General features: G+C 61.3%; 21 protein-coding genes. 4 read left to right on the top strand and 17 right to left on the bottom strand.

Annotated elements, in window-relative coordinates:
• Positions 1–5 precede the first annotated feature (5 nt).
• The 3 genes from AC1DYO_RS18965 to AC1DYO_RS18955 all read right to left on the bottom strand — a co-directional run bounded on the left by AC1DYO_RS18965 (position 6) and on the right by AC1DYO_RS18955 (position 2,860).
• Positions 6–1,385, bottom strand: a complete 1,380-nt coding sequence (locus AC1DYO_RS18965) for a hypothetical protein (protein ID WP_477265805.1) — start codon at positions 1,383–1,385, stop codon at positions 6–8.
• Positions 1,385–1,903, bottom strand: a complete 519-nt coding sequence (locus AC1DYO_RS18960) for a GNAT family N-acetyltransferase (protein ID WP_477265803.1) — start codon at positions 1,901–1,903, stop codon at positions 1,385–1,387. The genes AC1DYO_RS18965 and AC1DYO_RS18960 overlap by 1 nt, the downstream gene beginning before the upstream one ends.
• A gap of 132 nt (positions 1,904–2,035) precedes the next feature.
• Complete coding sequence (locus AC1DYO_RS18955; RefSeq protein ID WP_477265801.1) at positions 2,036–2,860, bottom strand: hypothetical protein; 825 nt, start codon at positions 2,858–2,860, stop codon at positions 2,036–2,038.
• A gap of 206 nt (positions 2,861–3,066) precedes the next feature.
• Between AC1DYO_RS18955 and AC1DYO_RS18950 the strand changes: the two genes are divergently transcribed.
• On the top strand, positions 3,067–4,482 hold the full coding sequence (locus tag AC1DYO_RS18950) for a DUF5939 domain-containing protein (protein WP_477265799.1): 1,416 nt from the start codon (positions 3,067–3,069) through the stop codon (positions 4,480–4,482).
• Here the strand turns inward: AC1DYO_RS18950 and AC1DYO_RS18945 are convergent.
• From AC1DYO_RS18945 to AC1DYO_RS18910, 8 genes are all read right to left on the bottom strand, one after another.
• A complete protein-coding gene (locus tag AC1DYO_RS18945) occupies positions 4,467–4,958 on the bottom strand; it encodes a class I SAM-dependent methyltransferase (protein WP_477265906.1) in 492 nt (163 codons plus the stop codon). The genes AC1DYO_RS18950 and AC1DYO_RS18945 overlap by 16 nt on opposite strands.
• 145 nt (positions 4,959–5,103) lie before the next feature.
• Positions 5,104–6,285: an ABC transporter permease gene (locus AC1DYO_RS18940; RefSeq protein WP_477265797.1), complete on the bottom strand. Its 1,182-nt coding sequence runs from the start codon at positions 6,283–6,285 to the stop codon at positions 5,104–5,106.
• Entirely contained in the window at positions 6,282–7,280 is a 999-nt protein-coding gene (locus tag AC1DYO_RS18935; protein WP_181060595.1) for an ABC transporter permease, read from the bottom strand. Before AC1DYO_RS18935 ends, AC1DYO_RS18940 begins: the two co-directional genes overlap by 4 nt.
• Before the next feature lie 2 nt (positions 7,281–7,282).
• Positions 7,283–9,151 carry an ABC transporter substrate-binding protein gene (locus AC1DYO_RS18930; RefSeq protein ID WP_477265794.1) on the bottom strand — a complete coding sequence of 623 codons (1,869 nt, stop codon included), beginning with the start codon at positions 9,149–9,151 and terminating at the stop codon, positions 7,283–7,285.
• Between the two features lie 26 nt (positions 9,152–9,177).
• Complete coding sequence (locus tag AC1DYO_RS18925; protein ID WP_477265792.1) at positions 9,178–11,073, bottom strand: ABC transporter ATP-binding protein; 1,896 nt, start codon at positions 11,071–11,073, stop codon at positions 9,178–9,180.
• A gap of 153 nt (positions 11,074–11,226) precedes the next feature.
• Positions 11,227–12,567: an adenylate/guanylate cyclase domain-containing protein gene (locus AC1DYO_RS18920; RefSeq protein ID WP_477265790.1), complete on the bottom strand. Its 1,341-nt coding sequence runs from the start codon at positions 12,565–12,567 to the stop codon at positions 11,227–11,229.
• Positions 12,568–12,801: 234 nt separating this feature from the next.
• Positions 12,802–14,145 (bottom strand): nucleotide sugar dehydrogenase, encoded by a 1,344-nt coding sequence (locus AC1DYO_RS18915; RefSeq protein WP_477265788.1) that lies wholly within the window; start codon positions 14,143–14,145, stop codon positions 12,802–12,804.
• 110 nt (positions 14,146–14,255) lie between these two features.
• Positions 14,256–15,437: a DUF3095 domain-containing protein gene (locus AC1DYO_RS18910; protein ID WP_477265786.1), complete on the bottom strand. Its 1,182-nt coding sequence runs from the start codon at positions 15,435–15,437 to the stop codon at positions 14,256–14,258.
• Positions 15,438–15,511: 74 nt separating this feature from the next.
• Here AC1DYO_RS18910 and AC1DYO_RS18905 point away from each other — a divergent pair, with 74 nt between their 5' ends.
• Positions 15,512–16,600 (top strand): glycosyltransferase family 4 protein, encoded by a 1,089-nt coding sequence (locus AC1DYO_RS18905; protein ID WP_477265784.1) that lies wholly within the window; start codon positions 15,512–15,514, stop codon positions 16,598–16,600.
• Positions 16,597–17,358 carry a polysaccharide deacetylase family protein gene (locus AC1DYO_RS18900; protein WP_477265782.1) on the top strand — a complete coding sequence of 254 codons (762 nt, stop codon included), beginning with the start codon at positions 16,597–16,599 and terminating at the stop codon, positions 17,356–17,358. Before AC1DYO_RS18905 ends, AC1DYO_RS18900 begins: the two co-directional genes overlap by 4 nt.
• A gap of 63 nt (positions 17,359–17,421) precedes the next feature.
• On the opposite strand, the gene AC1DYO_RS18895 is transcribed toward AC1DYO_RS18900, so the two are convergent.
• Genes AC1DYO_RS18895 through AC1DYO_RS18885 form a run of 3 tightly spaced genes read right to left on the bottom strand, consistent with a single transcriptional unit; the run spans position 17,422 to position 21,495 of the window.
• A complete protein-coding gene (locus AC1DYO_RS18895) occupies positions 17,422–18,276 on the bottom strand; it encodes an MBL fold metallo-hydrolase (RefSeq protein ID WP_477265780.1) in 855 nt (284 codons plus the stop codon).
• 23 nt (positions 18,277–18,299) lie between these two features.
• Complete coding sequence (locus AC1DYO_RS18890) at positions 18,300–18,746, bottom strand: cyclic nucleotide-binding domain-containing protein (RefSeq protein ID WP_181060586.1); 447 nt, start codon at positions 18,744–18,746, stop codon at positions 18,300–18,302.
• Between the two features lie 34 nt (positions 18,747–18,780).
• A complete protein-coding gene (locus AC1DYO_RS18885; protein ID WP_477265778.1) occupies positions 18,781–21,495 on the bottom strand; it encodes an ABC transporter transmembrane domain-containing protein in 2,715 nt (904 codons plus the stop codon).
• A 262-nt stretch (positions 21,496–21,757) separates the two neighbouring features.
• On the opposite strand from AC1DYO_RS18885, the gene AC1DYO_RS18880 reads away from it, so the two are divergent.
• Entirely contained in the window at positions 21,758–22,432 is a 675-nt protein-coding gene (locus AC1DYO_RS18880) for a class I SAM-dependent methyltransferase (RefSeq protein WP_477265776.1), read from the top strand.
• A 163-nt stretch (positions 22,433–22,595) separates the two neighbouring features.
• Here AC1DYO_RS18880 and AC1DYO_RS18875 read toward each other — a convergent pair whose 3' ends face one another.
• From AC1DYO_RS18875 to AC1DYO_RS18865, 3 genes are read right to left on the bottom strand one after another with little or no spacing between them, the layout of a single operon-like run.
• A complete protein-coding gene (locus AC1DYO_RS18875) occupies positions 22,596–23,744 on the bottom strand; it encodes a glycosyltransferase family protein (RefSeq protein WP_477265774.1) in 1,149 nt (382 codons plus the stop codon).
• Positions 23,741–24,985 carry a glycosyltransferase family 4 protein gene (locus AC1DYO_RS18870; protein WP_477265772.1) on the bottom strand — a complete coding sequence of 415 codons (1,245 nt, stop codon included), beginning with the start codon at positions 24,983–24,985 and terminating at the stop codon, positions 23,741–23,743. The genes AC1DYO_RS18875 and AC1DYO_RS18870 overlap by 4 nt, the downstream gene beginning before the upstream one ends.
• A 1-nt stretch (position 24,986) precedes the next feature.
• Positions 24,987–26,201 (bottom strand): glycosyltransferase family protein, encoded by a 1,215-nt coding sequence (locus AC1DYO_RS18865; protein WP_477265770.1) that lies wholly within the window; start codon positions 26,199–26,201, stop codon positions 24,987–24,989.
• Between the last annotated feature and the right edge of the window lie 361 nt (positions 26,202–26,562).

Genomic DNA, 26,562 nt, shown 5'->3' with positions numbered 1-26,562 from the left:
CCCGATTATAAGCCGAAGGCGCGGCCGATCTTGCGCCATCGGGCGTTTTCGCGAACCAGTTTCAGGTCGTCGGTCGTCTCGGCAAATGTCCGCAAACGATATTGCCGGAGTAAGTCCGGGAACAGCGCCCCTTCCGGCAGGCCGGCAAGCTGGTCGCGCACCGAGATCTTGTCATCGATGACCCGCATGCCCCAGGCATTTTCCCGAACCTGCAGCTCCGCAGCCAGATCGCGCTCTTCCGGCACGTTTTCATCCAGCGCAGCCAGCAGGATAGAGTGGAAAAGCGCTATATAGCCAATCTGTCTCAGCCCGCCCACAACCCGCACGCGCGGCAATATGGCAAGGATGAGGAACGCCAGGAACAAGTCCGGCAACAGCACGCCATCCAGCAGCGCCTGCTTGAGATGCAGCCGCTCGAACGGGATGGAGAGACCATGCGGCCGGTCAGGCTCGATCAGATGCCCGTTCTCGAGGACGAGCTTGCGCACGCGCTGCTCGCGAATGCCCCAGAAATAGGCCGTGGCGTTGGGCAGGAACCTGCCAAATGGGCCCGATGCGGCCTCTTGCAAGGCATGGTCGAGACGCTGGCGCCTTGCCGGCTCAAGGAGCAGCCTGGAAAGAAGGCTGCCGTCATGGTCCAGATGCCCCGCCACGGCAGAAGCGGCGAGCCGGTCGTCGATGAAAACCGGCCGGGCCATGCCGGAACTGTCCCAGTCGGCGACCAGGTCCTCGTTGAGTTCCGTCAGCGCATCGGCGGCGGTTGCAAACACCTTGTCCTGGCTGGCGAGTAGTGTGCCCAGCCAGCGGCTGGCATCCGTCTCATTGCCCACCGCTTCGAGCGCGCGTGTGTTGAGGGTGACGGGACCGGCCGCGCAGACGCTTTTGCGGCACAGTTTGTGGCGCCCCATGCCAAACAGGTTGACCTTGTCGTCGCCGACATCGAGCCACCCCGGTCCCTCCCGGCCGACGGTCTCCATGGTCATCGTTGCGCCCATGAAGCCGAAGAAGGCCGACAGCCCGTTTTCGACCGCACCAAGCCAGGCAAGCAGCAGAGCATCGAAGGTGATACGGTCCATCAGCAGCAGGCAGTGCAGGCCGGACTGGATCACCGGTCTGTGCTCGAATTCTTCGAGGGCCTTGCCGATCTGTTCAGGCTGCATCATCGCGCCAAGGCGTCGATGCAGGACGTCGCGCAGGATCGACCGGGCAGCGATCGACGGGCCCGATGCGGGCCTTGCCACCGGTCGCCACAGATGGCGGGCGTATTCGGAAACCGGTGCATTCCAGTTCTGCTCGATGTCACGCACGACTTCCGGGCAGAGCAGCGACAGCAAAGCCAGAATGTCCACCGGGGGCGCAGGGGCTGGGGCGAAGACGGCGGTCATCAGAACCGCAGCCGCGCCATGCTCAGGAGGTCGTGATATTGCCCGTCGGTAAAACCGGCCTTCACATGCCGGCCTTCGACCTCGAAGCCGTGGCTGCTGTAGAGGCGGATGGCCGGTTCGTTGTCGGCATAGACGCTCAATTCGACCCGCTTCAGGGCGCGCCAGTTGTCGGCCACGTCAAGCAGCGCGCCAAGGATGGCAGAGCCGATACCTTTGCCGACAAAGCCATCGTCAAGGCCGATATTGATCTCGCCTATATGCGAACGGCGCGGCGAACTTTGCACGACCAGGCTGCCATGGCCGACGACCTTGCCGTCCAGCTCGGCGACGATCCAGGTGGTTTCCTGGCCGGACTTGGCGATGCGCCGCTCCACCTGCTCCACCATCTCGAACGGCATCCTGAGCGTGCCCCAGCGGAAGCCCGGCATGTTGAAGATAGCGCAAAGCGCCTCCGCATCGCTTGGCCGGACGGCCCGGAGCTGCGGCTGGATCGTTTCGGAGGATGGCGTACTGGTCATGGCGTTCCCGGCTACAGCAATTCCAGGAAAAGTGTGAGCGGTTTTCCGCCCGGAATTGCGTCAGAACAAAGTGATAATCGGCCCGGCACGATGCACCGGACGTTATCTGAAAATCCAGCCCGTCTCTGCACCCTATGCTGCCGGCTGCGCGCCAAAATGCCGGGAGGCGGCGTAGAGTTTGAAGGCGCCGCTGATGCCGATCCAGCCGAAAAGGGCGAGCCAGCACAATGTAGCGGCCGCCGTCCAGCCGATCCGGTGCACCGCGGCGTCGGTGATAACGAGCCCAAGGATGGAAAGCAGTCCGACCAGAAACTGCGCCAGGCCCAGCACCAGCAATTCTTCGCGCGGCGCGCTTTTCCAGACGAGATAGGTGCCGCCAGCACCGGCGAGGAAGATCGCGCTGTAGACCTGGGCGTGGAAGGGATCGACCGGCCATGGCCAGGTGCTGCTGACCATTTGGGGAAACAGCAACATGCCGACGCCATAGAGCCCGAGGATCGCCGTTTCCGCCGGCATGTAGGCGCGCCATGCGGGGTTCAGGGTCACGCCTTTWGCTGAAGGACGAGCCCTGGCCCGCCACAGGAACAGCCCGGATACCGCAGCCGAGGCAAGATAGACCAGGAACCATAGCCAGGCCGCTTTTCGCTCGAAGTTGAAATAGCCGAGATTGATCAACGAAACCGCCGACACGATGACGGTGAAGATGAAGGCCATGACCAGCACCAGCCTGCCGGGCGACCAGCGATTCCAGAACAAGAGCGCCGCCATCACCGCCATTTCGGCGGTGTAGAAGCCGCCGAGGAAGCGGGCACTGAATGGCGTGACGGGCCAGGGCCAGCGCGGCTTGACCAGCGCCGGCGCGAAAAACAGGCCGGCGCCGACGATCAGGACGATGATGACCGCCGCCGAGAAAAGCCGCAGGGCCGCGGGAAATGGCGGGTTGTCGGGTGTCGGCACGGGAGAAAGCCCTAGAGATGAATGCCCCATGGACCCATCATAGTGCCGCTTGCGGCCGGTGAAAATCCGCCGAGTGGAAATTGAGCTGTCACCAGGCTTGTCCATTCGAATGGCCGTTCGGCTCGTTTCGACGTAAGATGGAGCGGCTAGGGCCGAGGACCGGTCCAGCCAACACGCCTCGGGGCGCATTTTCCGGAGCCTGCACGATGACCGAAGCTCAGGATCTGTTCTCGCTTTTGCGGCAATCGACCGATGTCGACCCGCAGGCAATCGACGCGATCCGGCGAACCATCGCCGAGGGCAAGGACCGCGAACTTTGCCGCATCAATGCGCTGGCCTTCGCCAGCAAGAATGGCCTCGACGAGGAACGCGCCATCAGCGCCTTTCTCCATGCGGCGCGGGTGGGCATCTTCGACATTTCCTGGAATGTTCTGTGCCCCGGCTGTGGCGGCGTGCTCGACACCAACGCCACGCTGAAAACCATGCAGAAAGACGAATATACCTGCGCGCTTTGTTCCCAGGGCTATTCGCCGACCCTCGACGAGATGGTCGAGGTGACATTCACCGTCAGTCCCCGCGTGCGCAGGATTGCCGCCCACAATCCACACGAACTGCCTTTGGTGGAATATTACCGCCAGATCTACTGGGCGTCCGGCGCCGATCTGCCGGACGAGGATCTGGCGAAACAGATGGAAGCGTTCTCGCTGGAGGATATGGAGCTTGCGCCCGGTGAAAAGGCGGTTCTGCACATACAGCTTCCGTCCCAATTCATCATCGTCTTCGAGCCGGTCACCCATTCGGCGCAATTCATCGACGTGAAGGGCGAACCAGCAACAGAGCGCCGAAGCCTCTCTTTGGTCTTCGACCGCGACCATGTCCAGAACCAGACGCTGGAGATGCAACCCGGCCCGTTGCGCATTTCGCTGGAAAACAGGAGCGACACCCGCGTGCTGCCGACGGTCTTCATCGCCTGCCCGGTATTGCATGATTTCATCGGCAAGCGCCGGCCCTTCGTGACCGCCAAGCGCCTGCTCACCAACCAGACGTTCCGCGATCTCTATCGCACGGATACGCTCGATATCGACCAGCGCCTGAAGATCACCAGCCTGACTTTCCTGTTCACCGACCTGCGCGGATCGACCGAGCTTTACGAGCGGGTGGGCGACCTTTCAGCCTTCGATCTCGTGCGCGAGCATTTCCAGGTTCTGCACGAGATCGTCGCGGCGGAGGCGGGCGCGGTGGTGAAGACGATCGGTGATGCGGTGATGGCGACCTTCGCGACGCCGGATCGTGCGATTGCCGCGGCCCTCAGGATGCGCGATGCCATGCGTGCGCTCAATGAAAAAAGCGGGCGCGAGGATCTTCTGCTCAAGATCGGAGTCCATGCCGGCCCGTGCATCGCCGTGTCCATGAACGAGCGGCAGGACTATTTCGGCCAGACGGTCAACATTGCTTCGCGGGTCCAGAACCTTGCCAACGCACAGGCGATCTTCGCCACGCGTGCGGTGGTCGACGACAATCTCACCGCCGAACTGCTGCACAGGAACGCGCTGACGCCCGTGGCTCACGAGGTCTCGCTGCGCGGCATTGAGCGGGAGATCGCAGTCTATACGATCCCCTGAACGCGCCTGCAGAGGAAATAACGATCGGCGGGCTCCGAAGTCGGCGGCGGGAGGCGTTGCAGCAGCGGGTGATCGAGCGGCGTGCCACTGACCGCGAAGCCGCCGACGCGAAGCAGGCGCGCAATCAGATCGGGAAGCCAGGTAGCGGTCACGGCATCGCGATCGTCATAGCCGGTGCCGATGTCGGCATGAACAAGAGCGGCGTCGATGCCAATGAACTTGCGGGCCGTCTCGCGTATTTCGCCGAGCACGAGGTTTTCAGCGTCGGGAATTGAGCTGGCGTGTGCGCCAACTTCGCGGTCGAACACCACGATCCGGCGCCCGGGCAGAAGCTCGCGCAGATGGTGGAACGTCCGGCCATTGCCGAGGCCGAGTTCGAGCACAAGCCCCTCCATCTTCGCCACCTCGGGGCAGATTTGATTGAGAATGTCGCGCTGTGCGGTCATCCTGCTGATGAAATTATCGAGGCGACTCATATGCGATTGTATGTCCTGAACCAGCAGCCCCGATCGGGCTTGCCGCATATAGAGGCGAACGACGAACCCTGCAATAACCCAACCGGCCGCCGACAAACGTCATACCGGGCGGAGTCGTCGGCAAGCCGCGGCGGAATGGTGATCCTCACTTGTAGGGATCCGCGGCGTCCCGCAAGCCGTCGCCGAGGAAGTTGAACGCCATGATGACGAGAATGACGGGGAGCATCGGCAAAAGCAGCCATGGATAGAACGCGATCACGCTGACGCTGCGCGCCTCGGTGAGCAGGATGCCCCAGCTGGTTATCGGCGCCCTCAGGCCGAGCCCGAGGAAGCTCAGCGCCGTCTCGCCCAGGATCATGCCGGGTATGGAGAGCGTCGCCGTCGCGATCAGGTGCGACATGAAACCGGGAATGAGATGCCGCCTGATAATGCGGCTGCTCCCGGCGCCCATCAACTGCGCGGCCAGAACGTAATCCTCCTCGCGCAGGGCCAGAAGCTTTGAACGCACAGCCCGCGCCAGTCCGGTCCAGTCGAGCAGTCCGAGGATGACGGTGATGCCGAAATAGATCAGGATCGGACTCCAGGTTATCGGCATGATCGCCGCCAGGGCCAGCCATAGCGGAATGCTGGGAATCGATTGCAGAACTTCGATTATTCGTTGAACGATCAGGTCGAAGATGCCGCCGTGATAGCCGGCCAGTCCGCCGATGAAGATGCCGAGCAGGAAGCTGAAACTGATGCCGACGAGGCCGATTGTCAGTGAAATGCGTGCGCCATAGATTATGCGCGAGAGCACGTCACGCCCCAGCCTGTCGGTGCCGGCCAGAAACAGCTGGCCGTTGTCGGCAGGGCAGACAAAATGCCTGTCACCTTCGATCAGGCCCCAGAACTGGTAACTGTCGCCCTTGCAGAAGAAGCGGAGCCGCTGAACATCGTCGTGGTTCTCGATGTAGTTCCGCTTGAGCGTATCCATATCCAGCTTCATCTGGCGGCCATAGACGAACGGCCCGACAAACTCGCCATTGTGGAACAGGTGCACCTGCTGCGGCGGCGAATAGATGTAGTCCATGTTGCGCGTGTGCAGATTGTAGGGCGCCAGGAACTCGCTGATCAGTATCCCGAAATACAGCACCGCCAGGAATATGCCGGATATAAGCGCGAGCCGGTGCTTGCGGAATTTCCACCACATCAGCCGCAGCTGCGACGCCTGAAAGACCTTCGACTGCTCGGGTGTCATCGCCTCGACCGACTGCAGGTCAAAAGGCGCGATGGAAACGTAGTGTTGCAGTGGAGCGCCCGGAGCGGGCAGCGGCGATTGCGTGTTCATTTGGTGCTGCCGCCCTGCAAACGAATTCGTGGATCAAGCAACGCCAGCGCCAGGTCGGAAATCAGCACGCCGATGACCGTCAGGAAGGCGAGAAACATCAGGAACGACCCTGCCAGATACATATCCTGGCTTTGCAGCGCCTTGATCAGCATCGGCCCGGTCGTTTCCAACGACAGCACGATCGCCGTGATTTCGGCGCCGGAGATGATGGCCGGCAGGATGGAGCCGATGTCGGAAATGAAGAAATTGAGCGCCATGCGCAGCGGATATTTGACCAGTGCCTTGAACGGATGAAGGCCTTTGGCGCGCGCGGTCACGACATATTGCTTGTGCAACTCATCGAGCAGATTGGCGCGCAGCCGCCGGATCATGCTTGCCGTGCCCCCGGTGCCGATGATCAAGACCGGGATCCAGAGATGGGCGAGGATCGACTTCGCCTTGGCCCAGCTCATCGCCTCGCCGAGATATTGCTGGTCCATGAGATGGCCGATGGACGTGCCGAACCAGATATTGGCGAAATACATCAGGATCAGCGCCAGCATGAAATTCGGAATGGCAAGGCCGAGAAGGCCGAAGAAAGTCAGGCCGTAGTCGCCCCAGCTGTATTGATGCGTTGCGGAGTACATGCCGATCGGAAAAGCGATGAGCCAGGTGAAGATGATCGTGACAAAGGAAACCAGCACGGTCAGCCACATTCGGTCCCCGACGACGTCGCGAACCGGCAGCTCATATTCGAAGGAATAGCCGAAATCGCCGTGCAGCATTCCGCCGACCCAGTAGAAGTAGCGAATGACCGGTGGCTGGTCGAAACCATATTCCTTACGCATCATCTCGATGCGATCGGAGTCCACCGCTTCGCCCTGGGCCCGAAGCTCGGCGACATAGCTGTCGAAATAGTCGCCCGGTGGAAGTTCGATGATCGTGAACACCAGCGCCGATATGACCAGCAGCGTTGGAACCATCACGGCGATGCGCCAGACAAGATATCGAAGCACGCTCAGGAGCCTCCAAGCCAGAATGTATCCGGCATGTAGACACCGAAATAGGAGGTCGGGTCGTAGCCGTAGAGCGCCTTGTCAGGCAGATTGCGCAGCCGCGAGGACACCAGAATCGGCTGATGCGTTCCGTTCACAGTGCCGATCGAAAACACCTGATCGGTGTAGATCGACAGCATTGAATTCCAGATTTCGGCGCGCTCCGTGGCTCCGGTCGATCCGTTCCAGCGCTTGAGCAAAGCCATCAGCTCGACCACTTCAGGAAGATCGGGCGCCTCACCCATCTTGCCATGGGACAGATAGTGCGCACCCCAGAGCGGCCATTGCAGCTGGTCATCGATGGTGGGGGCAAGCTGGTACGGGTTCATGTCGGCGGTCGGCACGCCATTGTCGATGCCCGACCACATCGACATCATGATCTGGCCGCCAAGCGCGCGGCTGCGGAAGATGTCGCGCTGCGAAGTCCGGATGAACAAAGCGATGCCGATCTGGCGCCAGTGATCGGTGATGAGTTCGAGCGCGTCGGTTTCCAACGTGCTTTCGCCGGCCGTTTCCACGATGATCTTCGCGGAGCGTCCATCGGGAAGCATTCGCACGCCGTCATCGTCACGTGCCTGAAGCCCGACCTCGTCAAGCAGGGCATTGGCCTGGTCGGGATCATGGGCGACCCAGGCTTTCGCGAATTCCGGCCGGTAGAGCGGGCTCTCCGGCAAGACCGTATCGGCACTTTCCTGCGCCAACCCGTAGAACACGGCCAAATTGATCTCGCGCCTGTCCACAGCGAGCGAAAGTGCGCGGCGCACGCGCACGTCACGCAAAAGGCCACGCCACACCGGGTCGGCACAATTCAGATTGGGCAGCAGCGCAAGCCGCGAACCCTGTGTGCGTTTCCACAGATGCATCTTCACCGGGTAGCGCTTTTCCGCGTCCTTCAGGAAGGAGTAATCGGTGAAGTCAATTCCCATGGATTGCAGGTCGCTCTCGCCCGCACCGGTCTTGGCCGAGATGATCGCCGACGAGCTGACATTCATGATGATCCGGTCGACATAGGGCAGTTGCCGGCCATTCTCGTCTATTCGATGAAAGAACGGGTTGCGCTCGAAGATGAACTGCTCGGCCGGCGGCTTGGTCCGGTTCTGCCAGGGATCGAGCGTCGGCAGATCCGGATTCTCCGGGCGATACTGCCGCGACATGCGGATATGCAGGAGCGTCCATTTCTTGGCCCGGTTCTCCTTCATCAGGCCGGCGAGCCGGAATGGATCCTGATATTTCTTGTGGAACTGCTTGAGATAGGCGGCCGGCAGAACAAGCGATAGCGGCGCGGCGGCAGCGAGCTTGGGCAGGAAGTCGGGATTGGGCGCATCCCAACTGTAGCGCACCGTCAACGGATCGACGATCTCGAAGCGTGGCGGCTTGCCATCCGCCATCAGGGCTGGAGCGAGCCCGCCTTGCGAAAGCTCATCGTTCAGCCAGACATCTTCCCAGCAATAACGAAAGTCCTCCGGCGTCAGCAGGCTGCCGTCGGACCATTTATGTCCTTCCCGTATCTTGAACGTGAAGATGCGATCATCCGCTACGTCGTAGCTTTCGAGAATGTCGGCCTGCAAGTTAAGCTTTTCGTCATAGCCGACCAGCCGGGAATACCCGTAGATCGTCATCATCCGGATATCTTTCTGGCTGCCTATGATGGTCCGCAGCGTACCGCCATACTGGCCGGGCTGCCGGCCCATCGCAGCGAGATTCAACGCGCGCGGGCTCTTGGGCAAGCGCTCAGCGAGCGCCGGCAGCGCCTTGGCCGTCAGCTGCGGCTGAAGAAAATCCGGCTCCAGGTCGCCGGCGCGCGACGTGCCCGGCAGAAATGCAGAAGCCATGAGGCCAAGGACGATGCGTCGGCTGATCAATGGCGTAACTCTCTGATATCGGCCGAACGTCGGGCCAGCACGAGGTGGCCGCCGCCAAGATCGATCGGCGACAGCGTGTCCTCTTCGCCCTCGTCGTGGAATTGCGGTCCCCATGCGCTGGCGTCGGAAGCGCCGCCGAGGTTCAGCGTCTTGAAATCCATCGGCCGGTCGAGATCCGGGAAAGGGACTGCGGCGAGCAATGAGCGCGTGTAGGGGTGGATCGGTTTCCTGAGCAGAATTTCGCGCGGCGCAAGCTCGACGATACGCCCACCGCACATCACCGCGATGCGGTCCGCCATGTAGTCCACCACCGCCAGATTGTGGGATATGAACAGGTAGGTCAGGCCCAGTTCCTTCTGCAGGTCCTTCAGAAGGTTCAGGATCTGCGCCTGGACAGAGACGTCGAGCGCCGAAACCGGCTCGTCGCAGATCAGCAGTTCGGGCCCCAGCGCCAACGCGCGCGCGATGCCGATACGCTGACGCTGCCCGCCGGAGAAACTGTGGGGATAACGCTTGATGAAGCGCGGATCGAGCCCGATTGCCTGCATCAGGCTCTTGACCGTGGCGAGTCGGGAGGCGGCATTGCCACGTTGATGGATTTCCAGCGGCTCGCTCAAGATGTTCTCCACCGTCATGCGAGGTGAGAGCGACGAAACCGGATCCTGGAAGACCATCTGGATTTTCGCGCGCAGCAACCGCAGGGCGTCTCCCTCGGCCTCCAGGACGTCGATCGGTCCTTCGCGGCCGTTGAAGGTCACGGAGCCGCCGCTGGGGGTGATAGCCCGCATCAGGATCTTGCTGACAGTGGTTTTGCCGCAGCCGCTTTCGCCGACCAGACCCAGGCACTCGCCCCGCCTGATATCGAAGCTCACGCCGTCCACGGCGCGAACGGAGGTTTGATGGCTCCCGCCGAACCATGCGGACTTGCGGGTGGTGAAGGTCTTTGTCAGATCCCTGACCGACAGCAGGATGTCGTCCGGTCCCTTCGAGTCCGGCGCCGTCTGCTTGCCCAGCAGGTTGCCGACATTCACCGGCACCTCGCGCAGCGCCTTTAGCCTTTCGCCAGGCTTCAAGTCGAAATGCGGAACGGCTGCCATCAGGCCCTTCAGGTAAGGGTGACCTGGCCGGCGGAATATCGCCTCCACAGGTCCCGCTTCCATGATCTCGCCATGGTACATGACCACCACTTCGTCGGCGACATTTGCGACAACGCCGAGGTCGTGTGTGATCAGCAGCATCGCCATGTTCAGCTTGGTCTGAAGCTCGCGCAGCAATTGCAGGATCTGCGCCTGGATGGTGACGTCCAACGCCGTCGTCGGTTCATCGGCGATCAACAGAGCGGGCCGGCAGATAAGCGCCATGGCGATCATGGCGCGTTGCCGCAATCCTCCCGAAAGTTCAAACGGATACATGTCATAGGCGCGCTTGGGATTGGGAAAGCCGACAAGGCTCAGCATTTCCTCGGCCCGCGCCTTGCGCTCCGCTCGAGTCATGGGCGTGTGAATCTGCAGGGATTCGCTGACCTGATTGCCAATCGTGTGCAGCGGCGACAGTGATGTCATCGGCTCCTGAAAGATCTTGCCGATGCGGCTGCCTCTCAACGCACGGATTTCGGGTCCATCACGCGGCATCTTCAGGATATCCTGTGTCGTGCCGGGCTTTTCAGGATCGGAAAACAGGATACGGCCGCGAGCATGGGCTGTGTTCGGCAAAATGCCCATCACTGCCTGGCTTAGAACCGATTTCCCGGATCCGGACTCCCCCACAAGCGCTGTAACCTTGCCGGGCAGGACGCGAAGATTTGCACGCCTGACGGCATGCAAAGGTCCCCCCACAATAGCAAAAGAAATGCCAACGTCCTCGATCCGCAGCAAATCCACGCTCGAACTCATCCTCACACCAGCCCCACTCTATCAGCCTACCGGCCGTCCCCACAAAGCGAGACTAGCGTATTGGCAGCCCAGAGCAACTTGGATTCGAACGAGTTCTCCGACGGACCCTGCGACCGGACCGTCAACCCAGGCGTTCTGGTCAGATCGTGGCGGCTACTGGAGCTTCCTCCGGTCGCCCGCCAACAGCCGCGCGGCATCGCGATGAAGCAGCATGACCTGCTCGGCATCCGATATCCGGTCGTGAAACGGCTGCAGCACAGCGTCTTCATCGAGTGCGAGAGCACCCGACAGATCGGGTGAAAGCACCGTCAGCTTCTGCTTGATACCAGCCAATTCCTCCTTGCCGAGCGTCAGCCAGCTGTTGGCGCCGCAATAGCCGGCGAAGTCCTTGCTGGCGAGTACGCTGTGCGGATATTTCTTGGTCAGGGTCTGGAGGCGCTGGACCTCATTTACAGCCGAGCCGAAGACAGAGAATGTGAGCCGGTCGGTAAGCCCGACATTGCCGAACATCACATTGCCGACATGCAGGCCGATACCAAATTTTATGTCGTCCAACCCCTTCTCCTTTCTGCGCAGATTGAGCTCCATCATGCGCGCGCTGGCCTTGTGCGCTGCCGCAAGAGCAGCCTGGCAGGCGATCTCGGACTGCGCGCGGTGCCTTTCGCAGGGGTAGACGGCAATGAAGCCATCCCCCAGGAAGCTCATGATCTGCCCGCCTTTGCGATTGAAAGGTGCAGCAATGGCATCGAAAAACTGGTTCAGCGTATCGATATAGATTTCGCGGCCGGAGGTTTCGGCCAGCCTTGTCGACCCGCGCATATCGCCCATGACCAGTGCGGCCCGGATTGTGTCGCCCTCGCCGCGCTTGATCTGACCGTCCAGCACCCGCCTGCCGGCGTCGCCACCGAGATAAGTGGTCATCATGTTGTCGGCGAGCTTGGTCAGCACCGCCATCTTGGTTGCGATGGCGAGATGGTTCTGGATGCGCAGCAGCGCCGAAATCATGCTGTCGCTGAAGCCTGAAGCACCGTCGGTGGACCAGGACCCCATCATGCCCTGACTGGTATCGCCGTTGAAGGGATGGACGAAAGCCATGTAATCGGTGACGCCCATAAGCCTGAGTTCATCGAAAACGGGAAACTCCGACCGCACCGACGGGTCGAGCCGGCGCCGCAGATGGTCGAGCTTGTTGCTGAGCAGATGGTAGTATGGGCTGGTCAGGAATCTGTCGGAATGAACGCCGTTCTCACTGCGGAACCCTTCCACTTCCAGGCCCTGGCCGCGAAGCCAGGTGAAGCCGAGCGCGTCATAAAGCGGATGAAGCATCGAAAAGCTCAAATGCACCCGCCTCAACGGCAGGCCGGCCGCAGCCAGCCGTTCACAAAAGCCCTTTACCAATGTCTCCAGGTCGTCGCCCGCCAGCGCCGACTGGGTCAGCCAATCGGCAACCTTGTCCATGAGAATGCTGGAAATTTCTGCTTGCGTTGTGCTCATGCTATCTCGGAACCCGTCGAAGACGAGCCATCTCCTTTGATCTGCCAAATCCTCTAAGTCAATGAAGCCGGCTTCGGGGGCAAAAGCCGGCGAAGAATGTCCCGAATGACTGTCCTTGCAGGAAGCAAACAGGCGTAACCGCATTCAACTCGCGGAACATTATGTGGCGAGGCTGCCGGCGGAGTGCAATCCCGATCTTGACATCGGGCAAGAAATTCGCCGGCTCAGCCGCCGTCAGGCCTTCACCACCGTCTCTCGGACCAGCCCGAGGCGGCCAAAGACATTGCGTGTGTCGACGATCAAAAGAGCGTGATCAGCGATCGCCTGATAGTCGATCGCGTCATGGTCGGTAGCAATGACGACCGCATCGAACTCCTTCAAGGCCGCCTCGGTCAGTTCGACCGAGCGACGCCCCTTGATCGCCATATGCTCGCGTGTGGTCGGAATCTCGGCAACATGCGGATCGTGGAATTCCGCCTTGCCGCCCCATTCCTCGATGAGTTCAATGAGCCGCAATGAGGGGCTTTCGCGGATGTCGGGCACATTCTTCTTATAGGCGAGCCCGATGATGAGAATGCGCGAGCGGCTGAGCGCCTTGCCGCAGCGCCGGTCCAGCGCCTTGGCCAGTTCATCGACCACATGACGCGGCATGGCCGTGTTGATCTCCGCCGCCAGTTCGATGAAGCGGGTCGGCAGTTCGTATTCGCGCGCCTTCCACGTCAGGTAGAAGGGATCGATCGGAACGCAGTGCCCGCCAAGTCCGGGGCCGGGATAGAAAGGCATGTAACCGAAGGGCTTGCTCTTTGCCGCCTCGATCACCTCCCAGATGTCGATGCCCATGGCACCGAGCACGACCTTCAACTCGTTAACGAGGGCTATGTTGACCGAGCGGAAGATGTTTTCCGTCAGCTTGACCGCTTCGGCGGTCGCCGTGCTGGAAACCGGAACCACGGTCTTGACCACGCTTTGGTAGAAAGCCTGCACGAGCGTCGCGGCTTCAACGCCGTCACCTGCCACCACCTTGGGGATCGTCGCGACTTCAAAACTGCGATTGCCGGGGTCCTCGCGTTCGGGCGAGAAGCCGAGGAAGAAGTCCGTCTTCGACCGCAAGCCGGTTTCTTCCAGTATGGGCTTGATCACATCGTCGGTGGTGCCGGGATAGGTGGTCGATTCCAGCACGATCAGCTGGCCGAGACGCAGATGCCTGGCGATGGTGGCTGCCGTGTTCCTGATAAAGGAGAGGTCGGGCTCACGGTGTTTGGTCAGCGGTGTCGGAACGCAGATGATGATGACATCGCAGACGGCCAGTTCGGCAAAATCCGCTGTGGCGCGGAACCGTCCGCTCGCCACATGGCCGGCAAGGGCCGTCGACGTCACCGCCTCGATATAGGATTGGCCGTTGTTCAGGCTCTCGACCTTCTGGACTTCGATATCGAAGCCGGAAACCGGAAAGCCGGCGCGTGCGATCGCAACCGACAGCGGCAGCCCGACATAGCCCAGTCCGATCACGCCGACTTGCGCGGAACGCGTCGAAATCCGGTTCAGAAGACGGTCATATGTCGATCGTGAGGCGTCCAAATAACTGCTTTCCCATCAATTCGGACAGACTACCGCGCCCATGGCGAGGCTCACCGGGTCCCAAAGAACCATGGCGAGGCATATTGCCGAAAATCGATTTCCGCAAGCCGTCATTGGACCGGCGCCTTCGCCTTCAGGCTTGCCGCAGCCATCGCATAGCCGCCATCGGCGCCATCTATGAAATGAACGTGATCGGGCTGCAGCGGCGAGATGACGAGGCAGGTCATCAAGGCCGACTTCTGGCGGTGCAGGCCATAGCTGGAAATGCCCGCCTCTTCCGCCTGTTTCAGCCGGTTCTCGATCCGTTGCAAGACATCCGCGTCAACATCGATGGTCATCTTCAAGCCGTCGTCGAACTTGCGGAAATCCGAATTGCTGGCCACCTCGCGTTTGTAGACCTTCGGATCGAAACGGCCGATCGTCCAGCCAAATCTATCGGTGACAGCCGTAAGCGTCATCAGGAACATCACCCACAGTTTCACCCGCCACCGCCGCCCTGGCGGCGCCGTGGCCCGCGCCTCGACATCGAGGCCGGCGGGCAACAGACTGTAGGCCGGCCCGTCCACCGGCACCGGGTGGCCATCGCGCTCCTGCCTGCCGGCAAGGGCGATGATGTCGGAAGCCAGAAACTGAAAACCGCGCAGGTCGCGCGACGCGCCCGGTATGGCTATGATCGAGACAATTTCGCCGTGCCGGGCTTCGATCGGGTTCCAGCGGCAGGAGAGGCCGGTCAGATCCGGCCGCGCGCCGGCCGGCGCGGGGTCGATGCGGTAGCGCCCGGCTTTCATCTCGGCTTCCGCCCAACTGCCGCCACCGCCGGCGAACATGGCATAGAACGCCGCTTCGGAGGCCTGGAACCTCGCCACGCGAACATCGAAGCCTTGGGCTCTTATGTCCTTTATCGGCACGATTGCCGCACGCAAGGTCAGGTCCAGTTCGTCCGCCACCCATCTCTGGACAGAAGCCAGCGCGTTGCGGGCGATCTCAAGCGCCGAGCCGGGAAACGCCACGAGTGCGCCGTCGCCGCCAAAGACATAGGGAAGATCTTGCCGGCCCAGCGCATTGAGCAGCGCCGAAATAACGCTGGCGCCGGCCATATTGACGGTTTTATAGCGCCCCGCCTCGATCGCCTTGGTCGAGCCGACAATGTCGGCGGTGGCCAGCGCCCAGCCATCGGGCAGAGGCCGATAATTGTCGATATCGGCCACGCTTTCGAACTTTGCGAAGACCGGCAAGGAACCGACAAACGGGTCGGACGCGACAGCTGTTTCCATGAGCATTAGATAGCACATTCCAACGCTTGAAGGTGAAGTCGATCATGCTTCGAAATTGACTTGCGCAGGCTTTCCGATGATAGGGTCGCGCGATGCGAATTGCCTTCTACGCGCCGCTTAAGTCACCCAATCATCCCGTCGTCTCCGGCGACCGCCAGATGGCACGGATGCTGGTCAAGGCGCTGGAGCATGGCGGGCATAGCGTCGAACTGGCATCTGAGTTGCGCTTCTATCTACGCCAGCCGGAGCCGAAAAGTTTCGATGCGTTCAAGATTGAGGCCGCGGACGAAGCCGCGCGGCTGACCAAGCTTTGGCATCGTGACGGCAAGCCCGATCTCTGGTTCACCTATCATCCCTATTACAAGGCGCCCGACTTGATCGGGCCCGAGCTGGCGTCGGCCTTCGCTGTCCCCTATGTGACAGCGGAAGCCTCCTATTCGAGGCGGCGCAACGCCGGCTTGTGGGCCGATAGCCAGGCGTTGGTAGCGCGAGCCATCGAACAGGCGGCGCTGAACATCTGCTTCACCCAAAGGGATCGCCAGGGGCTGGCAGATGCGATTCCCGACGCCACTTTCGGCATGCTTTCGCCCTTCATCGACACATCGGCATTTCGCGAAATGCCGTCACGGGGTTGTCCGACGCGCCTCGTTACCGTCGCCATGATGCGCCCGGGCGACAAAGTCGAAAGCTATCGCATGCTGGCGCAAGCGCTCGGCTCGATCGGCCACCTGCCCTGGACCATGTCGGTCGTCGGCGACGGGCCTGCCCGCGACGAGGTCGAAGCGCAATTCGCCGGCTTGCCCGCCGACCGTATCGAATGGCTTGGCGCAATCGAGCCGGCGGCCGTGCCGGATGTCCTTTACAGCGGGGGAATCTACGTCTGGCCGGGTTATGGCGAGGCCTATGGCGTTGCCTATCTTGAAGCGCAGGCCGCCGGCCTTCCGGTGGTGGCCCAGGACATTGCCGGCGTACCGGAGGTCGTGCGGGATGGCCAGACCGGGTTTCTCACCCCGCCGGGCGATGTCGCGGCGTTCGCCTCCGCCATGGAACGGCTTCTGGCCAGTAACGACGAAAGAACCATCATGGCTGCGGAGGCCAGACGTTTCGTCCTTGAGGAACGTTCCCTCGATGGTGCAGCGGCGCGTCTGGCCGAACTTCTCAAGAAGATTCCGGTCTCATGACATCCGATCCGATCTGGCAGCCCTTGGTGGAAGAACTGGCGCGCCTGCAACGGGCGGGCCGCAAGGCGGAGTTCTGGCTGCGCGACGACGACGCCGTGGATCCGACGCCGGCGCTCGACCGGCTGCTCGACCTCACCGGTGAATTCGCGGTTCCGGTCACTCTGGCCGTCATTCCGGCGCGGACCGACGAGACGCTTGTCGTCCGGCTTGACGAGGCGCCGCATGCCACGGTCGCCATCCATGGCTGGGCGCACCGAAATCATGCGCCCGGGGACCAGAAAAAGCAGGAGCTCGGCGCGCATCGACCACGCGAGGCGGTGCTCGATGAACTGGCTCGCGGGCTGTCGCACGTGACCGGACTGCACGGCGCACGTGCCGTTCCGATGCTGGTGCCGCCCTGGAACAGGATCGACGCCGGCCTGGTGTCCGACCTTGGATCGATAGGATTTGCGGCTTTGTCGGTCTTCGGGCCGCCGAAGCCGGCTCCTCTGGCGGTCATCAACAGCAATGTCGACATCATGGATTGGCATGGCACGCGCGGCTGCCGCGACCATGGCCTGTTGGTTCAGGCCATCATCGCGCAATTGCAGCAGGCATTCGACGGCGGCGAACCGGTCGGCCTGCTCACCCACCATCTCGTCCATGATGAATCGGCATGGCTTTTCCTCGAACGGCTGTTCGCAGTCACCGCGCGGACTGAAGCCTGCGCATGGCTTCCGATCCGGACATTGATTGGGCGCAGCGCCGCTGGAGCATGATCCCGAAAAGTGGAATCCGGTTTTCGGATAAGATCATGCTCAAACAAGGAGAGGAAAAATAGCTCAGCGCTTTTTGTGCAATGAGACCGGGAATTGGAGCGTCTGGCCATCCCGCGCCGCAAAAGCGCCGGCAAACCTGTCCTTGGCCAGTTTCTCCATCGCGTCCAGTTGCTCGTCGGTGCGTGTCGGATCGTGGTGAAACAGCGCGAGCCCCCGCGCACCGGCCGCTTCGCAGAGCTTGACGCCCTGTTGCCATGTCGAGTGCCCGTTACCGCGGCGGCGTTCCATTTCCTTCTCGGTGTAGGTGCAATCGTAAATGACGAGGTCGGCATCTTCGATCAGGCCGAGCACCGACTGATCGAGTTTGTCCGGCTCGTGCTCGGTGTCTGTGATCACCGCCACGACGCGACCGCCCCATTCGACCCGGTAGCCTATGCAGCCGCCCGGATGGGTGAGACTGCCGGTCCGAACCACCACCCCTTCGCGCGGCCGAAGCACGTCTCCGGACACGAAATCGCGGCAGTCGAGCTTTGCCTTGCAAACGTCCATTTTCACCGGAAACCACGGCGGCCGTATGAACTCATCGATCATCTGCCGGGTCGTCATGCGTCCTGCAAGATGCCCGGACCAAACCGTAAGTTTGACGCTCGGGTCAAAGATCGGCGCAAAAGCCGGCAGCCCGATGATGTGATCGTAGTGGCAATGGGTGAAAAGCAGGTCGAAATCGGTCACATCCGCCGCCTGAAACGCCCTGCCGGCAGGCCGCAGGCCAGAGCCGGCGTCGAACAGAAGCGTATGCTTGCCGCATCGCATCTCAATGCAGTTTGTGTTGCCGCCATAGCGAACGAATTCTGGCCCGGATACCGCAATGCTGCCGCGCACGCCCCAAAATCTGACCAGGAAAAAATCGTCGTCCATGCTACTTTTCGCCCATCGTAGCTCTAGGCGGTTCGTGCGTCGATCAGATCCGCGGTCGTATGGCTTAGCCGATCGGCAAGAACCCGCAATATCTCGATGGTCATTTCCGGGAACTCCTTCATAAGCCTCAGGAAATGATCCTTGCGGATTCTCAAGGCCTCCAGATCGCTTGCCGCTCTGACGGTGGCAGTGCGGGAGCTGTTGCACAATATGGCGATCTCGCCGACGATCGAATTTGGCAGCAGTTCGGCAACTTTTATCGGCCCGCTGTCGGAATCGACCAGAATATCCGCCCTGCCTGAGAGGATGACATAGGCAGCGTCTGCCTCGTCGCCCTGCCGGAAAAGAATCTGGCCGGCGCTGTAGTTCACGCGATCGGACGTGAACGCGAGCAGCTTGAGCTTTGCCGGCTCGATGCCAGAGAACAAGGGAACGCGTTGCAGCATTCCAACTTCATCCTTGAGCAGCATTGTCGCAAACCTTCCTAAATTCGCGTCTGCCAGACTATGACAGAAGTTCCTTGAAGATACCGTTGTCTGCCAAAAGTGTCTCGTGTGTACCGTCTTCCACCAATTGGCCTGAGTCAAAGACGATAACGCGATCGAACATCATCGCCATTGCCGGACTCGTCACCACCCAGACAATTGCCGGCGAATGGCCTTCGCGTCTGGCTTCCTCGAGCACGTTTCGCAGAACTTTGTCCTGCACACGCTGGTCGAGCGCCGACAGCGGCCGGTTGAGAATGAGAAAATCGGGACGCTTGAGCAGAGCCCGGGCAACGTCGAGCTTCTGTCGCTGTCCACCGGTCAGCCGCCTGCCGCCGGCGCCGACGTTGAAGTCCAGGCCGACATCCAGAAGCTCGGCGTAAAGCCCCAGCTCGTCAAGAATGTCGTAGACGATGGAGCGTATGCGGTCCGGCGCGTCGGGATGGTTGTTGCCCACACGCCCGAACAGGACATTGTCCATGACGGTGGCCGCGGCAATGTATTTGCCAGGATCATACCGTTCGATCGCGTTTTGCAGCTCGGACGGCAGGTTTTCATAAAACTGGTTGCGTGCGGCGACGATCTTGCTCATCAGCTCGTCGGTCAGCAGACCGAAGCGGTGCCGGGGCTCGATATAGGCAAAGCTCAAGGTGATGATCATGGCCCGGTCGGCCTCCGAAACCGCCTCGTAGGGACGGTTCTTGAGCCGCTGCAGCAAGGTCTCGTAGGCGGGTATCTCCTCGGCGCTCATGAAGGCGAGCTGCTGGAAGAACTGGTGATCGGGCGGCAGGTCGGCAAACAGCTCGATCGCCTGTTCGGCGATCTCCATACCCATTTCGTAGAGCGTGCGGTCGAGGCCGGCTTGCTTCAACACGGAAGCAAAATAGGGATTGGCCGCCAGTGCCTTGTCGGCCAGTTCGGGGCCGGCGGCAGCGCCGAAGAGTAGGTTCTGGCCGATCGTCGCTTCCGTGTTGTAAGCGCCCGGCTCGAAAGGAACCACCAGTTCGCGCAGCCCTTCCTGTTCCAGCCGGGTTCGCAGCGCTGCACGCAGTTCGACGATCCGCCCGGCAAGCTTCGTGTGACGCGTGAGGTCGGCCGAAGAGCGCAAGCCAAGATCCAGAATGTCGCGCGACAGAAGAACCGCGTCGAGCACCCGGCGCACGGCTTCAAAGAGGTCGTGCGGGCCGGTAGCACCGGCGGAAGCATAGTCGATCCAGTCGCTGTGGGTATCGAAATCCGGATTGCCCGACCGGCGCGCCTCGTCGATGTTCCAGCGCTGCTGGTCTGCCGCGGCGCCGTCATAAGTCACCGATGTCAGCGGCGCATGCTTCAACCCGTAGAGCAGGTTATCGCGCAGGCTTGCCTGGAACAGGAAAACATCCGACGAGGCGTAGGACATGCGCCGGCCGGTCACTGCTTCCGGGAGTTCAAGCAGGTCATCGGCGCCCGAAGCGACCTTTCCGCTTTCCGGCCAGTTCAGCCGCGCGAAGGCTTCTGCCAGCGCCTCCGCTCCACCTGTTGGGGTGCTGACCAGCGCCACCGTCTCAGCCGGCTTGACCTGCATGGAGATACGGTTGAGGAGCATTGCACCGCCATCGTCTGCTATGGACAGACCGACCGCCGACAGCGGGTTTGTCATTGGACCAGGATCGTCGATCGTCAGTGCTCCGATTCCCGGCGCAATGATATCCTCGACGGTGAACTGTTCAACGACCTGCTGATATTTGACCTGGACATCCTGCCGATCCTGATCCCAGTCGATCAGTTCCTTCATCGGTCCGGGCAGGTCCTTGTAGGCGCCGATCACGGCCACCAGCTGGCCGACGTCCAGCCGGCCCCCGATGACCAGATAGCCGCCGATCATGTAGAACAGAAAGGGCGTGAGCTGCGCGAGAAAATTGTTGAGGAACTTTACCATGAATTTCCATTGGTAAAGATCGAAGCGGATCTTGAAGATGAGCCCGAGCCGGGCTGCTATGTCGGCGCGCTCGTAGTTTGACGTGTCGTGGACGTGAACCGCGCCGATGCCGTCGACGATTTCGCCAACCCGGCCCGAAAGCGCGCGCGCCGTCAATTGCCGTTGGCGCCCGAGCACGATCAGCCGCCGCCGCATTCGCGGAATAAGCACGATCTGGACCGCCACGATCACCATCGCTATCATTCCGAGCCAGATGTTCTGGACCATAATGAACAGCATCGCCGTCAGCGCCTGGCCGCCGAGCAGCACCGGCTGCAGGAAGGCATCGCCGATGAAGCCGCCCAGCGGCTCCACCTCGTCCTTCACCATGGTCGCCACTTCGGCGGATTTCACCCGCTTGAAGTAAATCGGCGGAAACCGCAGCACACGATCGATCAGATCGAAGCGGATACGTCGCAGCATGCGTTCGCCGAGGCGGCCCTTGTAGGTGTTGATGTAGAGTTTGAACAGGCCGTTGATGACGACCAGCAAGAGGAACACGAGGCTCAGGGCAAGCAGCGTCTCCGTGCGGTCGAGTTGAAAACCGGAGAAGAACTGGACCTCGCCAATGAACGGAAGGTTATAGTGCAGCCTCATGAATGGCAGGGTCGCGCCCGGTTGCTCGAACCCCTTGCCCTGGATCGGGCCGTTGACGATCAGCTTCGGCAGGTCGAAGGACATGAAATACGGGATCATCGAAAGCAAGACGATCGCCAATATCCAGATCTGCTGCTTCCTGGTGTGCTTCCAGATATAGCGGGCTAGGCTGGGTTCCATATGCGACTGTGGGTCCTTCAGTTGGCAGGATGCAGGATGCAAAAGCACCTGCCGGCGAAGGGCGTATCGGCAATGTCTTCGTCGCCAACGACAAACTCGAAGCCGCAATGCATGCAGGACACCAAGGGTCCGGACAGATGCAACCGGTTCTCTCCGGGCAATGGCGAAGCGGCTAGCAGCATAATCATGTCCGCGGATCAAACAGCCTTGCAGGGGGCAAGATTGCGTTGTGTCGCCCGAAATCCCACCCTACAAGACGAATATGATGGATGTCACGCAACCACGCAATGCCGGCTTGGACGGGCACGAGCAAGCCCTGGACCTAACACGGGGAATTGCCGCCTACGTCAACCATCCTCTCGTGGCCGGGCTGGCGCGCGTCATCGCCAAGCATCCGCAGGCCGATATCGCCAACGCCTTCAACCACAAGCAGGTCGCCTGCAAGATGTGGGCGCTCGACAAGCTGTTCGAAAGCGACGGCGGCCGCTTCGGGCGCATATGGGTTCTGGGTGGATGGTACGGCGTCTTGCCGGCAATGCTTTTCAACGACGCCCGTTTCGACATCGCGACGATCGACAGCATCGACATCGATCCTGAAGTCGGGCCGGTCGCCCGGACCCTCAACCGGGAAGCCGGCGACCGCTTCCGGGCGCTGACGGCAGACATGTACGCACTCGACTATGCGGCCGGGCGGCCCGACCTAGTGGTCAATACGAGCTGCGAACACATAGCCGACTTGGGTGCCTGGCTTGCCCTGCTTCCGCGGGGCACGAATGTGCTGCTGCAATCGAACGATTATTTCAGCGAGCCGACGCACATCAACTGCGTGCCTTCAATTGCAGCCTTCGAAGCCATGGCGGCGCTACGGGAGATCAGGTTCTCCGGCGAACTGCCGACAAAAAAATACACACGCTTCATGCTGATTGGAACTGTCTGAAGCGCGTTGCGCGAATCCAACCGAGATGCGACCTGCGTTAGAGCAATTCCAGGAAAAGTGTGAAACGGTTTTCCCGGGAAAAGCGCGGTGCGCTTTCCCTTGGGAATTGCGTAAAAACAAAGAGATAGAGCGGTTCGGTGTTTCCGTGAAACGGTGAACCGTTCTAGGATTTCGGGGACCAGGTTCGATGCCGCTCGCGCAGGATTTGCGCCGAGCGACGCGCGCCTTCCATATCGAGACGATGCGCGGCTGGCGCCGGCCCCGCAAGCGCCTGTTCGATCGCTTGCGCCAGACCCTCAGGCGTCAGATCCTTTTCCGTCAGCACGGTAGCAAGACCGAGTTCTTCGAGCATCAGGGCGCGAACCGTCTGTTCGGTTTCCCCGCCGGCTGCAAAGGGAACGAGCAGCGAGCGGCACCCCGCGCGCAGGACATCGCAGACCGTGTTGTAACCCGCCTGCGAGACCGACAGCCGGGCGCCGGTCAGCAGGCTGGCGAAATCCTCACGGAACCGGAAGATGGACAGGCCCGGCACGGCATCGCCTGAGATCACGTCAAACTCGTCCTTCGGCAGGTTTGGGCCGGTGATCAAACACCATTTCCAGGCGTTGTCGGCATTCCGCGCCGCTGCGACAGTGGACCGGACAAGGCTCTTTCCGGCAGCCCCGCCGCCAACCGACACCAGAATGTCGAAGCGCTCGGCCGCGGGCGCGGGCGGCGCGGCAACGAGTCCGGTGTAGGCGACCTCGGCCCTGATCGCCCCAGCCAGTGGAAATGTCTTGTCGATGGTTGCGAAAGCCGGATCGCCATGGACCATGACAAGGTCGAAATGCCTGTTGACGAGATCGACCGTTTCCTCGTTTCGGCCCGGCTTGACCCGCTCCTGAAGGATGTCGCGGACGGACGTCGCCAAAAGCGGTCTGGGCGACGTCGCATCGATGGCCGCGATCAGCGGCAAGAGTTCGAAACGCATCTGCCGGCGCCCAAAGGGAAACGCCTCGACAATGACAATGTCAGGCCTGCAATCGCGGAATGCCTGCAGCAGCATCTCGGAGCGCGATTTCTTGAAATCATCGTCGATGGGTTTGCCCTGCAGGTCGACAAGGCCGGAAAATCCTTCGTCACCGGAGGTCACAGGCGGCAGGGTTACGGATTTCACGCCCAGTCCCGGAAAGCCCGCGATCGGCGCTCCGCCGGTCACGACGGTTACGTCAAACCCGTCATCGGCCAGAGCCGCCGCAATGCGACTGGCGCGCGCGAGATGGCCGATGCCGAGCAGGTGCTGGACATAGAAGAAAGCGCGCAGCCGCGTCATTCGGCGGCCCGCCACTCCCGCTCGAACAGGTCCTTGAGCTGTCCGATGCTTGCCATATGATCGAAATTGCCGCGCACGCGCCGCTCTGCGGCGTCGCCGAGGCGGGCGCGCAGCACGGGATCACGGATCAGGCGCTCCAGCGCCTGTGCCAGGGCAGTCGGGTTTTCCGTCGGCACCAGCAACCCTGTTTCATCCGACGATAAAAGCTCCGGCACGCCGGAAATATCGGTCGACACGCAGGCAAGCCGCTGGCTGGCCGCCTCCACCAGAACATTTGGCAGACCGTCCCGGTCGCCATCCGCGGTGATCCTGCAGGCCAGGGCGAAGATGTCGGCGCTGCGGTAGTGCTCAAGTACTTCCTTCTGCGCCAGCGCACCGTTCCAGGTGACGCGACCATCCAGTCCGAGCTTTCGCGCCAGCGCCTTGAGCCGTTCCAGTTCCTCACCGCCGCCGATATGCTCGAAACGCCACGCCAGATCACCAGGCAGGAGGGCGAGAGCCTCCAGCAACGTGTCGTAACCTTTCTTTGCAACGGCGCGCCCGACACTCAGGATGATGACCGGTTCGCCCTGCGCCGAGCCGTTATGCTGCTGTCGCGCCGCGCCGAAACTGCCGAAGCGGTCAAGGTCGAGCCCATGGTAGCTCAGATGCACGGACGAGTTGCCGTTGGCGAGTTTTTTCAAATGGTCGAAGCCGGTTTTCGTGCAGGTGACCGTCCAGCGCGCGGAGGAAAGCTTGCCGGCCAGGTCCCAGTCCGCCGACGTCCAGATGTCCTTGGCATGGGCCGAGCAGCTCCAGGGCTGGCCACGAAGCTGGCTGGCATAGCGCGTCACCGATGCCGGCGTGTGCACGAAATGGGCATGCAGCCAGCCCGCGTCTTGCGGCCATTCGGCCGCCAGCACCAGCGCTTGCCCGAAGCGGCGCACGCGATTGCGCGTAAAGTCGCGGCGGATATCGGCAGCCAGCGATCCGAGCGCGCGCCAGAAGCCCGGCCGCGGCAGACAAGCAAACAGCGACCGAAGCACGCGCAACGGCTCCCTATGCAGATATTCCGGCAGATAATGGACGGGCGCCTTGATCTCGTCGTGCACGGGGTGGCGCTTTGCGTCGGTCGGCCGCCGGAGCGCGAAAAGTATGAGGTCGAAGCCCGCACGCTCCAGGCCGAGCAATTCCTGCGCAATGAAGGTTTCCGAGAGCCGCGGATAGCCCTTCAGAACCACGACGATCTTGCGGTTTTGCAACTCAGTTCATGCCTTCAATGACCGAAAGGTAATGGCCGGCCCGGCGGTCGAGCAGTTCCGCGACGATTTCGGAGATATGAGGCAGTCCTTCCAGCGTCATGTGCGCATTGCTCTGCGATGGGCGGGGCCGGTTCGGCAACATCTCCAGTGCATCGGCAAACCGCTGGGAATCCTCGGCTTCTTCCGGCAAAAGCATATCGATGAGGCCGAGTTCGGCTGCACGCCGTGCCCGGATCAGTTGTTCCTCGCGCGGCGTGACGCGCGGCACGATCAGCGCAGGCTTGTCGAAAGACAATATCTCGCAATAGGTGTTGTAACCGCCCATCGCCACCACCGCCTTGGCGCCGGCAATCAGCTCTTCCATGCGGTTGTCGAACTCGATGATCTTCACATAGGGGATCTTGGCCCCCTTCCTGACCAGCTTGTTGCGCTTACGCGCCGGCATGTAGGGGCCAAGCACGATCAGCGCCCTGTGCTGCAATCGCGGATCCTGCTGATAGGCGTCGATGACGTTGTGGATCAGTTCGGCACCGTCGCCGCCGCCACCGGTGGTTACCAGAATATAGTCGCCCTCGGGCCGGTGACCGGGCAACTGGTTCTGCTGCAGGCTCCGTTGCAGGAAACCAACAAACTTCATCTTTGCCCTGACCGCCGGCGGCACATCCAGGCCGGTCAACGGATCGTAGAAATCCGGCGGGCCATAGACCCAGACCTTGTCGTAGAACAGGCCGATCTTGCGCATCACATCCTTGCGTGCCCACTCCGCTTCGAGCAGATGTGGCGCATCCATCACCTCGCGCAGGCCAAGAACGAGCGTGGTGCCCCGCGTCTTGAGGTAGGACAGCGTGTCCTCGATCTCGCCGCGAAGGCCGAGCGGTTCCTTGTCGACGATGAAGATATCCGGCCGGAAGCTCTCGGCCGTGTGGCGGATGATCGATTGCCGCATCCTCAGCGTCTCATGCAGGTCGATATCCTTTTCCAACGAGGTGTATTCGCCGTTGCGCAGCTTGATGACGCTGGGGATCTTCACGAAGTCGACGCGGGCGCGGTAGTCGAAGGCGCCGGCGATCGTCGCACCCGAAATGATAAGCACCTGAAGTCCGCGGAAATCCCCGACCAGCGAATGCGCAATCGTTCGGCAGCGCTGCAAATGGCCGAGCCCGAACGTGTCGTGGCTGTACATGAGAATTCGAGCGTCTTTTGCGTGCTGTGTCATTATGAACGTCTTTTAGAATTCTCGCCGGACCGTGGGCAACCCCGCAGCTTCGAAATCATCCGCAGGTCTACCGACCTGTTTTGAGACATAAGGGCGTGAGGTACGCAACGGCATTCTTCGCCCGGACACGAATGCCAAGGGCCGCTGTTTGTGACGCGATGCCTTGTCTTCGCCGACGGCATACGCCTCGAGCACAAATCTCTGTCATGAGGCTTGACCCCGTGGAATTACATGCCCTGCGGCCTGAGGCAGGCAGAGCGCACATTGCGAAAAGTTAAGGGCGACCAAGGAGAAACGAGGCTGCCGCACATTGTGAGGAGAACCCGCACCTTGGGAAAATGCTTCAAAATCCATCGGAACG

This window comes from Mesorhizobium sp. P2_F5 (genome assembly GCF_056403715.1).
Note: the sequence above shows the minus strand (reverse complement) of the source record. Positions and strands in the feature narration are given on the sequence as shown.